Source organism: Kitasatospora sp. NPDC001547 (assembly GCF_042894165.1).
Taxonomy (GTDB): domain Bacteria; phylum Actinomycetota; class Actinomycetes; order Streptomycetales; family Streptomycetaceae; genus Kitasatospora.
In genome coordinates this window covers 438,119-453,143 of sequence record NZ_JBIAVL010000001.1, presented here as the reverse complement: position 1 = coordinate 453,143, position 15,025 = coordinate 438,119, and the positions used below count along the sequence as shown (strand labels likewise).

Here is a 15,025-nt window from a genome sequence, read left to right as displayed (position 1 = left end):
CCAGCAGGACTTCGACGTTTTGCCTGATCAGAAGGCTGCGCGGTGAGTGTAGTGGGTTGATGCCCGTCAGGGGCGGTCTTCCTGGGACCGCCCCTCGATCGTGTGCAGCCGTCGTTGGTAATGGCAGCGACGGGCGATGGCCTGGTGTCGTCGGCGCCAAGTGGACCAGTTCAAGGCGTGAACGCGGGGCGAGCACCGTGGCGGACACGAGCCGCGGGAACGGCCGCCTGCCAGGAGCCGCCGGATCTCTGCCACGGTGAGGTCGACCATGGTGCGTGAACCGTTTCTGCAGCCCCCTTTTATGCCGCGGCTGCGGCCATCGAGGCCAAGAACGCGTGGGCGAGCATGGCCAGCGTGATGTGTCACATCCAGCCGGTGTAGCGGCGGACCTCGTACTGGTCCAGGCCGCACTCGTTCTTCGCGGCCTGGAAACACTCTTCGATCGCCCAGCGCATCCCGGCGATCCGCACCAACTGCTCCACAGTGGACTCAAGTTGTGCGTAGGCGAGGAAGTAGGCGATCTCGTCGGGCTTGGTCGGACTGCGGCGGGCCAGCGCCCATCGGCGGCGGACGAGAGTCTCGTCCTGGTAGTCGTACTCGGCCACGGCCGGCAGCCGGATGGCCGCCCAGTCGTAGATGCGTGGTCCCTTGGCGCCGTCCCCGCACGAGATCCGTTCCCAGGCCTCCGCCGGAGCCTGGGCGAACAGCCAGTCGATGCGTGGACATCCCACGCTGAACTGGGACTTGGGCACCGCCAGGACGTAGCCGACGCCGGACTGTTCGAGCAGGCGCCGGAAGCGACCCTCCTGTCCGTAGGCCGAATCCGCGGTGACCCAGGCGATCGGCAGCTCGGAGGCGAGCGCACGCAGCACGATGGCCTTGCCCAGGTCGCCCTTGGTATGGAAGTCCCGCTCGTCGGGGATCTTCGCCGCGCGGCAGCGGTCCCGGTCCTCGGTCCAGGACTTGGGCAGGTACAGCTCCCGGTCGACCAGGGCCCGGCCCTTAGCGGAGGCGTAGGCCGCGAAGACCCCGATCTGGCAGTTCTCGGTACGGCCGGCGGTGCCGGAGTACTGGCGCTGCACGCCCGCGGAGGTGATGCCCTTCTTGATGAAGCCGGTGTCGTCGAGGATCAGGACACCGTTGATCTCGCCGAGGCGTTCGGCGACGTAGTGCTGGAGCTCGTCGCGGATCTCGTCCGCGTCCCAGCGGGAACCTGCAAGCAGGTGCTGCAGCCCGTCAGGGGTGGCATGACCTGCGTATTCGGCCAGCTGCCAGCCGTTCTTGCGACCGACCGGGCCGAGTAGGCCGCGAACGTAGTCGCGCATTCGGCGACGTGGCTCCACGCGGCCGAAACGGTGGCCGACACGGAGGAAGAGGTCGTCGAGTTCGCGGTCCCAGCTCTCGGCTGCAGGCTCGTTGATCACAACGGGACGCTGCCCCCGTCGCTGCCATTACCAACGCCGGCTGCACACCATCGAGGGGCGGTCCCAGGAAGACCGCCCCTGACGGGCATCAACCCACTACACTCACCGCGCAGCCTTCTGATCAGGCAAAACGTCGAAGTCCTGCTGGAGTACTAGAAGGGTTTTGATTGGTTGTGACTGACATTGACCGTCCGCCGCCCCCGACTTCGAAGTCCGCACGGTTCAGGCGCTGGGGTTCCCTGCCAACTCGGGAGGCGACCGCCAGAGAGCAGATGTCCGCTTTCAAGGGGAAATCCCCCTTGTGCTGGGCGATGCGGACGCCGGGAAAAAGGAGGGCGGGACCGGGCCAATGTCAGCCCTGCCCCGCCCACCCACATTCTGGCTGTCCGGGATTCATCCCGAGCGGTTTTCTCCCTCGTCAGACGAAAGGTTCATGAGTTCGCCCGCTAGGGAGTCCCAGTCGGTGGTAGAAAGCGGTGCCGGTTCTACTCCGGGTCCCAGGACCTCACGTTCGCCGTTCATATGTCCCCTGACCCATTTGATGCAGGTGGGCCTGTCGCCGGTCCCTGTCCGGTAGAACTCTTCGAGAACCTTTCTAAGCTCGGAGAGGGGGAGCGCGCTTGCCGGCTCCATGAACACGGGATGGTGGGGATCGGACAGGATCCTCGGATCGACTTCGGGAGGATTTGGGTTGTCAGAGATCCAGGTGTAGGAGTATATTCCGCCCTGCTTTGGATAGTTCGTGCCGGCCTGCCAGATCACCCCTCCGTATCCAGTGGACGGATTCATTGAAATCTTGAGGGCGTTGCTTGCGTAGCTGCCCTCTTCGCGGCGCTGGTCATCGATTGAGAGCCATGCACTGTCGCCGAATTCCAGGCCCTCCAGCACCCTGGTGATCAACTGTTCCGCATCACCTTCACTTTCCCCGTAGAATTGCTCATCGCCAATTAGGACGGTAAGAATCATTTTAGTCCTCCAGGGAACCCTTTCCTTCGATCAGTCGGGAGGTCATCCTACCGGTTGCCGTATCCTTCATCCAAACCCTGAGAGTACTTCCGTCAGGAAGGATGTGCTGCACGGATTCGACACAGTTGGTCGTACCCTTGCAGATTCCTTCTGTGTTATTTATGACGACGTTCAGGTTCAGTTTTTGCGCGCCGTTCTTCATGGCATTCCGCATCATCCATGCGAGCCCAGTCTCAACGTGCGCAGAGGTGTCGAACGACGTACCCGCAGGTTTTCCGAACTTCTTGGCCAAATAGGCGCTGATTTCCGGCGACCATTTGGTGTAGCCGCTTTCCAGGCTGGTCGAAAGCTTCTCGATGCCGTTCTTGCCGATGTAGAACGCCTGCCCCATGGTTTTGTCACCCTTGACCCATGCGGGCAGTTCGTCGAAGAGGGTCTTGGGGTCGAGGCAGTTGTGGTTGAGCAGTGGTGTGTCGCCGGCGAGCACGTGGAAGGTGTGCAGGTCGGCGACGGCCAGGTTGTAGGCAGGGGCAAGCGCGGTCCAGTGCCGCAGGGAGGCGACCTGTGCAGAGGCGCCGGTGTCGGTGCGCAGGGTGTCGCCGGGCTTGATGTCGGCGGCGTCGGTCCACTGGCCGGTGTTCTGCAGCCAGAAGGGGTGGTGGTCGGTGGCGGTAACGGATGCCTTGGTGCCGTCGGCCGCGGTGACGGTCAGTTCGGTGTAGCTGCTGTCGTCTGGGGTGTAGATCGTGTCCGCTACCGTGCGCGGTCCGGATTCACCGGTGGTTGGGTCGGCTGATGAGACCTGGTCACCTGGCCGGATGGCCTCAATGGGGCGGGCGGTGCCGTCTGCCATGAGGACTCGGGTGCCGGCGGGGAAGCTGTTGAGGCACGAGGGCAGGCCCGGCTTCGTCTTGGGCTTCTTGGCCCAGGGCCACTTGCTCTGGGCCCAGTCCGCGAGGTCCCCGGCGACTCCGTCGAGCTTCTTACCCCATTTGATGCCAAGGCTGATGTAGCCGACGCCGGGGATCATGTTGACGCAGGTCAGGACGGTGTTGAAGCCGTCCGCGTTTTTGTAGCCGCCGAAGTACTCGGCGGCGGTCCAGACACAGTTGGTGCCGTCGGCGAGGACGTCACCAACGATGGGGAACATGCCCGCCACGTCGAGGGCATTGTGGCCGACGGAGGAGAAGGTGTCGTACCAGCTGCCGCCGTCCGCGGTTCCGCCGTCCTGGGGCATGTTGATGAGGAAGTTCAGCATCGCCTGCTGCTGGTTGTCCCGCTGCGCCTGCTCCTGCTGTGCTGCGTAGGCGGCCTCCTTGAGGGCGTTCTCGGCGGTGGCGCGGGCTGCGTCGCGGCTCTGTCCGGCGTTCTCGGCGGACTTACGGGCTTCGGCCACGGCGGCGTAGGCGGTGTTCGCGGAGGTGCGGGCCGCATTGGCGCTGGCCTGCGCCGAAATCGAGGACAACTGGGCGGAGCGGGCGCTCTGCTCCGCGCGGGCTTGGGCGGCCCGTGCGGTCTTGGCCGATTGGGCAGCCTGGTTGGCCGAGGTCTGCGCGCGGTCTGCGGAGGACTTGGCCTGTTGTGCATACGAGGCGGCCTGCTGGGCGGAGGCGGCGGCCTGCTGCGCGTAGCTTTGGGCCTGGTCGTTGGCTCCGGCGGCGGTGGCGGCGGCCGCCTCCGCGGTGGAGGCGTTCTGCTGGGCAAGGGCGGCGACCTGGTTGGCGCCGGCGATGGCATTCTCGATGGACGTGACGTGGGTGCGGGTGAGTTCGTCCTTGGCCCGCGCCCGGTACTGACCGGTCTGGAGGAAGTCGGTGATGGCGGGCAGCGGGCTCGCGTCGGCCATGCGGGCGGCGATCTTGAGTTCCTCGCCGTCGGCCTCTATCAGCTGTGAGACGGTGAGCCTGTCGTCGCTCTCTCTGGCCGTGTACTGGCCCTGGTTGAGGAAGTCTGTGAGGGATTCGACGGTATTAGTTTCCATGGCGGCGAAGGCGGCCTGTTTGACCTTGGTTCCGCCGCTCTCAGCGAGCTGGGAGACCCTTAGCCGGTACTGGCTGAACGCTGCCTGGTGCTGCCCAATGGCCAGGAACGCGGCGACCTGGGCACCGTCGCCGGCCAGAGCGGCGGTGGCGGCGGTGCGCACGCTCTCGTAGGGGCTGTCCTGCGCGATGTAGCGGGCCTGGGTGCGGTCGTCCTGCTCAGTGGCGGTCTTCCAGCCAGTCGTGACGTAGTCAACAACGGCCTCGTCGTTGCCGGTGAGCGCGTACTCGGCGGCGGCTTTACTCCAGGGGCCGCGCACCTTCAATGCGGTGAGAGCCATCTTGCGCCCGGCGGAGACGACCGTGAGCGGGTCGGTGCCGGGCTGTGAAACCTGTTGCGCCAGGCGCACGGACTCCTGGTCCAGACGAAGGGCCTCGGCTTTGGCGTTGTCGGCGGCGCGCTGGCTCTGCTTGTAGGCGACGTCGAGGTCCTGAGCGCGGGCGAGGCCTGCGTTCAGTCGGGCGGTGCGCTCCTCGGCCTCGCTGGCGAGGGCGGCCTGGTGGATCTGGCCAGCCGTGGCGACGGCGTTTGTGGCCGCGTCAGCGGCCTGGCGGGCGCTCTTGGCGTGGGCGTCGGCCTGCTGGGCGGCGTTGGCGGCCTCGCCAGCGTTGGCCGCGGAGTTGCGGGCCGATTCGGCGGCGCGCGCGGCGCGGGTGGAGGCTGACTCGGCGGCCTGGCGGGCCTGGTCGGCGTAGGCAGCCGACTGGCGGGCGAGCGCGGCGGCGGCGGTGGCGGAGCGAGCGGCCTCGGTGGCGTCGCGGCGAGCCGAGGCGGCGGCCTGCTTGGCCCTGCCGGAGGATGCCCCGGCCTGGTCGGCGTATGCTCCGGCCTGGTCGGCCGCAGCGGCGGTGGCATCGACGTTGGCCTTCGCGGAGGCGGCTGCCTCGGCGGCGAACGCGGCCTGGATGGCGGCCTTGCTGGCCCGGTCGGCAGCCTTGGCCGCGTAGCCGGCGAGCATGGCCGCGTTCTCGGCGCCCTTGGCGGCGTCCTCGTCGACCTTCGCCGCCGCGGCGGAGTTCAGCGCGCGGGTGGTCGCCTGGGCGGCGCCGATCGCGGCGGCCGCGGCCTGAGAGGCGGCGGCGGAGGCGACCTTGGCCGAGTTGTTGGCCCTCACCGCGGCGGCGGTGGCGGCCATGGCGGCCTCGCCGGCGCGTTTGCCGGCCTCGGCGGCGCGGTCTGCCGCGGCCGCGGCTCGCGCGGCGTCGCCCTGCGCGAGTCGCGTCTCCTCGGCGGCCTTGTCGGCGGCTTCCTTAGCCAGCGCGGCGGCGGCCACGGCCCGCTGGGAGGCGTCGACGGCGGCGTCCTTCTCGCGCACCGCCTGGTCGCCTGCGGCCTCGGCCTGCTTGACCAGTTCCTCGACGGAGGCGTGCTCCTGGTCGCGGGCACGGGTGATGTGCTGACCGACCTGCAGGAAGTCGCGGACGTCGTCCAGGTTGCCTTCGTAGGCAAGCAGCGCAGCCTGGCGGGTGGCGGGGCCGCCGCTCTCGGCGATCTGGGAGACCCGCAGACGGTCGTCGCTCTCGCCGAGGACGTACTGCTCCTCGTTGAGGAAGGCCCGGATCTCGGCGACCGGCCTGCCGGTCAGAGCGATGGCTGCGGCTTTCGTGCGGGGGCCGGCGGTCTCGGCGATCTGGGAAACCAGAAGTCGCTGGTCCTGCTCGAGCGGGACCTTCCAGCCCTCCTTGACGAACGTCTCGACGCTCTGGTCGTTGCCAGCGAGAGCGCTCTGGGCCGCGGCGCGAAGCTGCGGACCCGCCTCGGTGAGGATCTGCAGTGCGGCCTGGCGGCTGTCCTTGAATCCGGCACGGGCGAGCTCACCGCCCGGGTCGGTGGCCGTGCCGAGGAACAGCCGTACCTGGTCGTCTCCGCCGATCAGGGCGATCTCGGCGGCCGCTTTGACGGACGGTCCGCCGTCCTTCCATTCCTGCAGGACCCGTCCCCGGTCGGTCAGCTGAGGCCCGGTCGGCGGCTGTGTCGCATCCGCCGCCACCGGCGTCGCGGTGACCATAGACGCCAGCAGGGCAACGGGCAGCACGGAGCGGCCGAACAACCGAATGCCGGACCCCCTCCCCCCGGCCCTGGATTTACCTATTCGAAAAAGCACGACAACCCCTTCCGGTTATCGGAAAAGTGAACAACAAAGGGCGGCCTCCCTGATCCAGGGAACCGCTGATCAGTACCGCCAAAGCGGACAGAACGTCATAAAAGCTATGGTCAAAGGACTGGTATTTCTACGTAAATACCTGTTCGACGACGCAGAGATCGTACATTATTATGCGTCAGCTGCCAGTCATTCAAGAGTGCTTATGAGCGGCTTCCCGCACCCTCTGGTGAGAGGGACAGCACCCGACCGATCCGGACCAAACCGAAGGAAACCCCATGACGTCCCGTGCACACGCGCGCGGCCTATTCGCGGCCGCGGCTGCCCTCGTTCTCGCCGGCGTGACCGGCTGGACCGTGGCACCGACCGCCTCCGCCGACACCACGCCAGCCCCCGCGGCGGCCCCCGCCACGGTAGAGACCTTCTCCTACCCCGACGCCCAGCGGATCCTCGCCGAGCGCGGTATCACCCTCACCCGCGGCGACGGCGGCATCACCCTGACCGACTGCGCCGACGGCAACTATCAGATCAAGCTCGGCGCCATCACCCCGGACAAGACCGATGGCGACGTCGTCTGCTTCAAGGCCCCCGGCGCCAGCGGCTACCTGGCCCTGTCCATCCCGGACGCCTACCGCATACACACCTACGACCGCTCGATCAGGGCCAGCCTGTCCACCAACCAGCAGCCCGTCGAGACCGTCGACGTCGCCGCCAACACCTCCAAGGGCATCGGCCAGTCGATCGACCCCAACGCCCCCGCAGTCGTCCTCGAACTGCGCGTCACCGGCAGCAGCACTGCCCTGCCCACCCCACAACCCACCGACCCCAAACTCGCCTTCGCCGCCAAGCTGAACATCGGCAACGGCAAGCGCGCCTGCACCGCCACCCTCGTCGACCGCAGCTGGCTGCTGACCGCAGCCAGCTGCTTCACCGACACCCCCGACAACCTGTCCACCGTCACCGCCGGCGCCCCCAAGGACAAGACCACTGCCACCATCGGGCGCACTGATCTCACCAACACCACCGCCGGCGCCGTCATCGACGTCGTTGAACTCGTCCCCCACCAGGACCGCGACCTGGTGATGGCCCGCCTCGCCACCCCCGTCGACGGCATTAATCCCGCTGTTCTCTCCACTGCTGCGCCCACTGCTGGCGAGAGCCTGCGCGCTCTCGGCTTCGGCCGCACCGTCACGGACTGGGTGCCCACCAAGCTCCACACCAACACTCACATCGCTGGCGTCATCACCACCACCGGCGTCGACACCACCCCCGCCGCTGGCCAGGCACCAATCTGCCAAGGCGACGCCGGCGCTCCCGTGATCCGTGAGGTCAACGGCAAGTCCGAGCTCGTCGCCGTCTCCTCCCGTTCCTGGCAGGGCGGCTGCCTGGGAGCCCCGGTGGCCGAGACCCGCACCGACGCCTTCAACTCCCGCGTCGACAACATCGCGAGCTGGGTCCAGCAAACCCGAGCGAAGTCCCTGGGTTGGAAGACCCAGGCCCTGGTCCGCAGCGACGACAACCTGTACTTCGCGACCCGCCTGTACGACGGTTCCTGGACGCCGTACGAGGACGTCCAGGCCGCGGCCGGCAACATCGGCGGCGTGCGTGCCGTCGCCACCGCCGGGATCAACACGTCCACCCACATCATCGCGCTTGGCGGCGACGGGCACCTGCACTACGCGATCCGCAACCTGGACGGCATCTGGGCGCAGCGCTTCGTCGATCTCAACATCGCGCTCAACGACCTCGGTAACATCACGCAGGTCTCCATCTCCCCGATCGGTGACAATCTGCACGTGGTCGTGGTCGCCGACGACTTCCTCTTCCACACCGTCCGTAACGGTGCCGGGCAGTGGAGTGGGTTCGGTGTGGTGACCGATGCTGCCGGCCCGCTGAAGGGCATCACGTCCATCTCGGCCGCCGGGGCCGCCGGCGGTGACCTGCACATCGCCGCCGTGTCGGGTGGGAAGATCTACCACACTCTGCGCAACGCTGCGGGGAGCTGGGGTGCGTGGGGCTCGGTCGCCGACGCCGCCGGGGCCACCGCGCCCGTGACCGCCGTGGCCATCTCCCGCCAGAGTCTCGATCTCAATCTCGCCTTCATCGCCAGTGACGGCCAGTACCACACCCTGCGCTGGGCCAATGGAAGCTGGCAGCCCGTCGCCTCTCTTGGCGGCGTCATCGGGAACGTCATCGGCACCAGCATCAGCGCCGCTCCCTTCGACACCGACGCCCAGTTCGCCATTGCCACCACCGACAACAAGGTCCTGCTCACCGCCCGCCACGCCGACGGCACCTGGGCCGCCCCCGAGACCCTCAACCTCACCTCCATCCCCGGAAACCACACCGGAACCATGATCACCAGCAGCCTCTGATCACCACACGGTCAAGTAAGGCTCCGGTGGGCAGGGCCCTGGTTCTGCCCACCGGAGCCCTGACGTCCCGCATTGACGGGGTGACTCCATACTGGCTCATCGGGCAAGTACGACCTGAAGCTTGGTGTCCTCGCAGCCGGCAGCGATCCGGTGCAGCGCGTCAGCTTCCCGTTGATCAATGCTCAAACCCCAGCGGGTCTTCACGACAACCCAGTCGCTGACATATGTGCACGCAAAGTCCCCTACCGGGGGCATCCAGTCCGCAGGGTCCTTGTCGGATTTCGAGCGGTTCGTCTTGGCGGAGACGGCGAGCAGCGCCCGGGGGTCGCGAAGGTCGTTGCCGTACCGCTCACGTTCCTTCGGACTCCAGCCTTGGCGGTCAGCCATCCAGTGTGGAGCGCGGCGGTGCTCCGGGCGCCCCTTGTTCACTACGGTCGGCGGGCGGTGCTGTCGGTTCCGACTGCCATAGAGGTGACGCACCGCCATCTCGCGATCACTGAAACTCGGTGTGGAGGGCAGCAGGATGTCGTTGGAGGCCAAGGCCGCGTTCCCGGGCGGACGGTCCCGCGTACGCGGAGGTCTCGGGTCCACAACGATCCCGAATCACCCGACCTACGCCGAGCTTCCAGCGCGTTCGAGCTGCCGTACTCGGGATTCGAGTTCGGTGGGTAGGTACCAGCCTTCGATGGCGGGTGTCATGTAGAGACGGGCCTTGAGGCCAAGGAGGAGCTGGCGGCGGTACTCCTGGTCGGCTTGGGTCCAGGCGTCGGCGAAGGTCTGGCCGGTCTCGACCTCGACCCAGGCGGAGGGGCGTTGTGGAAGGGCTGCGAGGCGGCGTCGTTCGTCGACCAGGGTCTCGAGGGCTTCGGAGTACTCGTCGTCGCCGCCGGGGTAGTCGAACAGATTGCGGCGCTTCTCCTCGCGCAAGTCCTTCATGGCCGCCGTGACGTGGTTGAGCTGCTCGGTGTGGTCCTCGCCGGGGATGAACCTGCGCACGGTCATCGCCAGCCCGGCCAAGCGCTCCACCAGGGCGGTGATCGCGTTGGTGACGCGCTCGCCCTTGATGGACTGGCCCTTGCAGGCGGGTTTGCCGGCCGTCTTCGCGCAGCGGTAGTACTCGTAGATCTTGCCGTTCTTCGCGAGGTTCACCTGCCGGTAGAACCGGTCGCCGCAGCGGTCGCAGTGCGGCACGCCCAGCCAGGGTGAAGCGCCGTTCGAGCGCTCCTTCGTGACCGAGCGCTCGTCCATCGCCGCCTGGACCGCGGCCCACTCCTCCTCCGTGAACAGAGGCTTGGCCATCCGGATCGGCAGGCCCTTCGCGTCCCGGGCGATCTTGCGCGCCTTCACGGACCGGCCGGTCAGCTTCAAACCCATCGTCGCCGGCGAGCGCAAGATCTTCCCCACGCTGCTGGGGTTCCAGTGGTTCGACGGAGCAGTCTTGCGCTTGCTCGTGTAGGTGTCGCCCTGGTTCTTGTACGCGTGGGTGGCCGGAGTGTCGAAGCCAGCTGCCTCCAGGGCCGTGGCGATCATCCACTGACTCTGCCCCTCCAACAGCAGCTTGCCCATGTACCGCACGGCCTCCGAGGTCACCGGGTCCGGCTCGAGTGTGCGGCCGCCGCCGGGCCGGTCCACGATCCGGTAGCCGTACGGCGGCTGCCCGCCGGCCCACCGGTCGGTCTTTCGCAGGTGCTTGTGCGCGGCGGTGACGCGGGCCTTGATCCGCTTGAGTTCCATCTCCGCGAAGATCGAGGCGAGCATCAGGAAGGTGTTGGCCAGCTCGTTCCCGAACGACGACTCCCGACCCTGCCGGTAGTCCAGGGTGATCCCGTCGTCGGTGAAGACCAGGACTTTGTGGTTCTCCTCCGCCCAGTGGGCGACGTCCGCGCAGTCCTTCGCGGACCTGAACGCCCGGTAGACCTTCGCCCATACCATCGCGTCCCAGTCGCCCTGGCGCTCGGTGAGCCACGGACCAAGGTCGGGACGCTTCCACGGCGTGATCTGGGCCGAGACGTCCAGGTCCTCGAAGGACCCGACGATCTCCCACTCCTTCGAGACCGCGTGCCGCGTCGCCGACTCCGCCTGCACCAGATGCGAGACCTTGCCCTCATCCCCGTGCGTGTCCGAGACACGCGAACCAACGACCGCCCGAACCGGCGCCAAAGCCGTCACAATGCCCATGGGCCTCCCCCTACCGCCAAGGCCAGCAGGCACCCTCGAACAGGGCACTCTCGAACGGGTGGACCTTTTACAAAAGGCGTCGTTCCGCTGGCGCATCGACCTCCAGGTCGCCACCCCCGCCCTCGCCGCCAAGGCCGTCGAGGCCTACGTCGAACGCGCCGCCACCCACGCCGAACGCTGGTCCGACCACGCCCCCGTCACCGTGGTGTTCGACGTGGACAACTGACGTGTGCTCCAACTCCCGATGCACGCGGGTTCGAGCTCTACTACGACCTGTAGGAGTGCCCCTGACCTGCGGAATCGCAGGTTGATCTCTCACCGTTTCCGCAGGTCAGGCAAGGCTCTGACCTGCGGAAACGGGTGGGCCGTGACTCGAAAGACGCCAGTTCTCGGCGGTGACGTGCGCGACCGGTCGGCCGGAGCGGACACGCTCGGCCAGGAGCCGCCCGCGTGCACGGCCGGCCGGGCGTTGCGGTCGGACACGAAGACCTCCGTGTGCGGTGTGGAGCCTGGGCACCTCGACCGCACCGGAGGTCTTCGTCATGGTCGCGCGCGACCACCGTCGGCAACGCTCGTGATCAACACGCCTAGCGAGGTCCTGCTGTGGCACCAGTCAGCACACAGCCCGGGCGGGTCAGCTTCAATCGCGAGCCCTCGATGAGGCAGGCGGCGATCTGATGGACCTGCTGGCCGTAGCTGCGGCCCTGCACCGCGGTCACGGATCCGTCCCGGCCGACCTCGCAGGGGTTGTTCTTGGTGCACTGCTCGCCGTCGCGGTTGTGGGTGTTGTTGACGCCCACGACGGTCTCCCCGTCGGGCGCCAGCAGTGCACTGCCGGAGTAGCCGGGCCTGCTCACGCAGTTGTCGTTGGTTGCGTAGCGCACCGCGTGGTCCTGTTGATAGCCGTCCTCCCGCAGGTGTGGCACCACGGCCTCCACCGTGCACGACGGACGGCTGGACTTGTAGGCCATGGACAGCTGGTCACCGCTGCGCATCGGGGTGGTGGACAACCGGAAGACCTTCGCGCCCTCCGCGGCCAACTGTGCGTAGGTCTTGTCCAGCCGGTACAGCGCGATGTCGGTGCCCGACATCGTCGCGTATACCAGCCGGGTCGCGCGGGCGGTGGTCCGGGTGTAGCCGGCGGAGTCGTTGATGGTGACCGGGCCGTTCAGATCGGCGGGCCGGTCCACCAGCGCCGTCCCCGGCGCGGGCCGACCGCTCGGCACGCAGTGGCCGTTGGTCAGCACCAACGCTGGGTCCTTGGGGCGCGCGGTGGGCGGACGCACCACGGACCCCACGCAGTCACCCACCGTGGCCACGCCCTCCACGTTCGGGATCGGGTCGAACGGCGGCACATCGGTTCCGGTCACGATGCCGTTGATCCAGGCGAGGTTCTTCGCGACATCGGTGTACAGGGTGGGAAAGTTGGCGTTCCTGATGCCGCCGCCGATGACCGTTCCCGCGAGCGCCCACTCGTTGCCCGCGCGAACCAGGGCAGGCCCTCCGGAGTCGGTCGTCCCCGGCCCGACAGGAGGATCGACGCGGCCGACACACAACGGCGCGGTGGCGTCGATGTCGTCCCAGCAGTCCTGGAGCGGCACGATCTCGGTGTCGGCCTCGCGCAGTCTGCTGGGAAAGCACGTGGGGTCGTCGAAGCTGTCGCAGGTGTCCGAAGCCTGGCCCCAGCCGAGGATGCGGACGGGCGTCCCCACGGCGGGCGTGGTCTCCAAGAGCCGTACGGGCTTGGCCCGCACCGGCTTGCGCAGGTGCAGCAACGCGATGTCCTGGCCCGGGGGGTCGAACTTCAGTAGACGCCGGTAGAACGTGTCGACCTCGGCGACTTCGCCGCCGTTGGTGACGTCCAGTGACCCGACGCGGACCTTCCAGCCGCGGGGAACGCCCGCCTTCAAGCCCGTCGGGGTGTTGGCGCAGTGCCCCGCGGTCACCGCCCACTGCGGGGCGATGAGCACGGCCCCGCACCGGTGTCCGTCCGGGCGGGGAGAGTCGTACTGGAGCGAGACCATGAACGAATACGGCTGGGTGGACTCGGTACCTCCCATGATGGCCTGCGCCGGTAAGGCGGTGACCAGGCTCATGATCGCCACAGCCCCGGTCGTCAGGACGGCGGCCGTCCTTCGGCTCATCCACTTGCGCATGTGTGACTCCCGTTCGAGCGCCGCCTGACATGAGGCCGGGCGGCATGTACGGAGGAACAGCACCGGGCCGTTCCGCATGGCCACGATCTTGACCGCAGGGAGTATCCGGAGGACTTCACCCGTGCTTCAGGCACACCACCGCAACCGCTCAAACGTGTTTCAGCGAGGGTCGGCCAAGCAGGGCATCTGATCAACTTCTCGGCAGAGATGCCTGTTTCGAGCGACTCCGCCGCCCGCGCGGTGCCCCGGTGGACGGGCATGCGGCCCTCCCGGCGCAGGGCCGGCCCGAGTACGGGGATCCGCCACAGAAACCGGCGGGGCCAGGGCGACCGATTCGATGGCCGAGCCGGTGCGGCGCGGCCATCGAATCGGTCGCCTGAGAAGGCTTGTGGAGAGTTCCGGTTCGGCAGGCGGGGGCGGATGGTCCGCCGCGCGATCGACTGATCCACCACGAGACGTGGCTCCTCAGGGCCACCGCATCTGTTCCCACCGTTCACCCGGCGAAGCTATGCGGTCACAGCACTAGGTGGGGAGGTCGAGGGTGGCGACGGCTCCGCCGCCGGGGGCATTCGCGAAGGTCAGACGGGCGTTGAGGACCGCGGCCTGGCCGGTGGCGATGGTGAGGCCCAGGCCGTGTCCTTGGCCGCGTTCGGCGACCCCGGTGCGGAAGCGCTGCGGCCCGTCGGCGAGGAGGGCGTCGGGGAAGCCCGCTCCGTGATCGCGTACGGTGATCCGGCTGCCGGTGACGGTGACCTCGACGGGGGCGGTGCCGTGCCGGTGGGCGTTGGCGACGAGATTGGTGATGATCCGCTCCACGCGGCGCGGGTCGGTGCGGACGGTGGCGGGTGTCGTCAGCCGGAGCCGGACACTGCCGTCGGCCTTCCTGCTCACCTCCTCGATGAGATCGCCGAGAGGTACCTCGTCGAGGCGGGCGCTCTCGGCGCCGGCGTCGAGACGGGAGACCTCCAGCAGGTCCTCCACCAGGCCGCGCAGGGCGCGGACCTGCGTGCGCACAAGGTCGGTGGCCTCATCGTCCTCGGGCAGCAGTCCGGCGGCGGTGACCAGGCCCATCAGCGGGGTGCGGAGTTCGTGCGCGACGTCGGCGGTGAAGCGCTTCTCCGCCGCGAGCCGCTCTTGCAGCGTCGCGGCCATCTCGTCCACGGCCGCGGACATCTCGGTGATCTCGTCGCGGGCGCGGCCCCGGCGGCCGATGCGGGCGTCGAGATCACCGTCCGCGATCCGGCGGGCGGTCCGGGATGTGTGGCGCAGGCGCCGGTTCATCCGCTCGGCGGCCAGCGCGGTGACGGGAACGACGACGGCGAGGGCCGCGAGGGCGGCCTTGACGATGCTGCGGTCCAGCAGTTGGAGGCTGCGCACGGTGGCGCTCAGGTCGGTGCGGACGGTGAGCACCTGGTTGTCGCCGACGGCGACGGCCGCCCACATCCAGTACCAGTTCGGCGCTTTGACGTCGTACCACAGGGCGTACTCCCCCGGGACCGTCGAGTCCTGGACTGCTTGGGCCAATGGTGCGGGCAAGGTGGTCCTGGGCTGGAGGGAGGCGTAGTCGGGGCGGCGGCCGGTTCGGGAGAACTCCTGCTCGGCGGAGCCCAGCCGGGCGATCGCCAGGTCGCGCCCCATCCGGTCGCCCCGCTCCGCGGTCGCCTGGTGAACGAGCACGCCGATCACCACGGCGATAGCACCACAGGCGAGCGCGACCAGGGCGGTGATCTTCCAGCGAAGGGAGCGCGGGTCCAACAGGCGCGGGCCGACGCGTCGTGCGGCCAT

7 protein-coding genes and 2 pseudogenes are annotated in these 15,025 nt (G+C 68.2%); 2 read left to right on the top strand and 7 right to left on the bottom strand.

The window, feature by feature from the left end:
• Positions 1-365: 365 nt before the first annotated feature.
• From ACFY0X_RS01765 to ACFY0X_RS01755, 3 genes and pseudogenes are all read right to left on the bottom strand, one after another.
• Positions 366-1,421 (bottom strand): annotated as a pseudogene (locus ACFY0X_RS01765) (IS701 family transposase); the annotation flags it as partial.
• Between the two features lie 396 nt (positions 1,422-1,817).
• Positions 1,818-2,390: an Imm1 family immunity protein gene (locus ACFY0X_RS01760; RefSeq protein WP_387747665.1), complete on the bottom strand. Its 573-nt coding sequence runs from the start codon at positions 2,388-2,390 to the stop codon at positions 1,818-1,820.
• A 1-nt stretch (position 2,391) separates the two neighbouring features.
• Positions 2,392-6,438 carry a polymorphic toxin-type HINT domain-containing protein gene (locus ACFY0X_RS01755; protein ID WP_387747663.1) on the bottom strand — a complete coding sequence of 1,349 codons (4,047 nt, stop codon included), beginning with the start codon at positions 6,436-6,438 and terminating at the stop codon, positions 2,392-2,394.
• A 371-nt stretch (positions 6,439-6,809) separates the two neighbouring features.
• Between ACFY0X_RS01755 and ACFY0X_RS01750 the strand changes: the two genes are divergently transcribed.
• Positions 6,810-8,906 (top strand): trypsin-like serine protease, encoded by a 2,097-nt coding sequence (locus ACFY0X_RS01750; protein ID WP_387747661.1) that lies wholly within the window; start codon positions 6,810-6,812, stop codon positions 8,904-8,906.
• Between the two features lie 96 nt (positions 8,907-9,002).
• Here the strand turns inward: ACFY0X_RS01750 and ACFY0X_RS01745 are convergent, their stop codons facing one another.
• Positions 9,003-9,446, bottom strand: coding sequence for an HNH endonuclease family protein (locus ACFY0X_RS01745; RefSeq protein ID WP_387747659.1), 444 nt, complete (start codon positions 9,444-9,446; stop codon positions 9,003-9,005).
• A gap of 72 nt (positions 9,447-9,518) precedes the next feature.
• Positions 9,519-11,084, bottom strand: coding sequence for a recombinase family protein (locus ACFY0X_RS01740; RefSeq protein ID WP_387747657.1), 1,566 nt, complete (start codon positions 11,082-11,084; stop codon positions 9,519-9,521).
• An 88-nt stretch (positions 11,085-11,172) separates the two neighbouring features.
• On the opposite strand from ACFY0X_RS01740, the pseudogene ACFY0X_RS01735 reads away from it, so the two are divergent.
• Positions 11,173-11,310, top strand: a pseudogene (locus ACFY0X_RS01735) (exodeoxyribonuclease III); the annotation flags it as partial.
• Between the two features lie 361 nt (positions 11,311-11,671).
• Here ACFY0X_RS01735 and ACFY0X_RS01730 read toward each other — a convergent pair.
• The gene (locus tag ACFY0X_RS01730; RefSeq protein ID WP_387747655.1) at positions 11,672-13,240 is read right to left on the bottom strand and encodes a trypsin-like serine protease; all 1,569 of its coding nucleotides are present in this window, start codon (positions 13,238-13,240) and stop codon (positions 11,672-11,674) included.
• Between the two features lie 522 nt (positions 13,241-13,762).
• Positions 13,763-15,025 (bottom strand): sensor histidine kinase, encoded by a 1,263-nt coding sequence (locus tag ACFY0X_RS01725; protein ID WP_387747653.1) that lies wholly within the window; start codon positions 15,023-15,025, stop codon positions 13,763-13,765.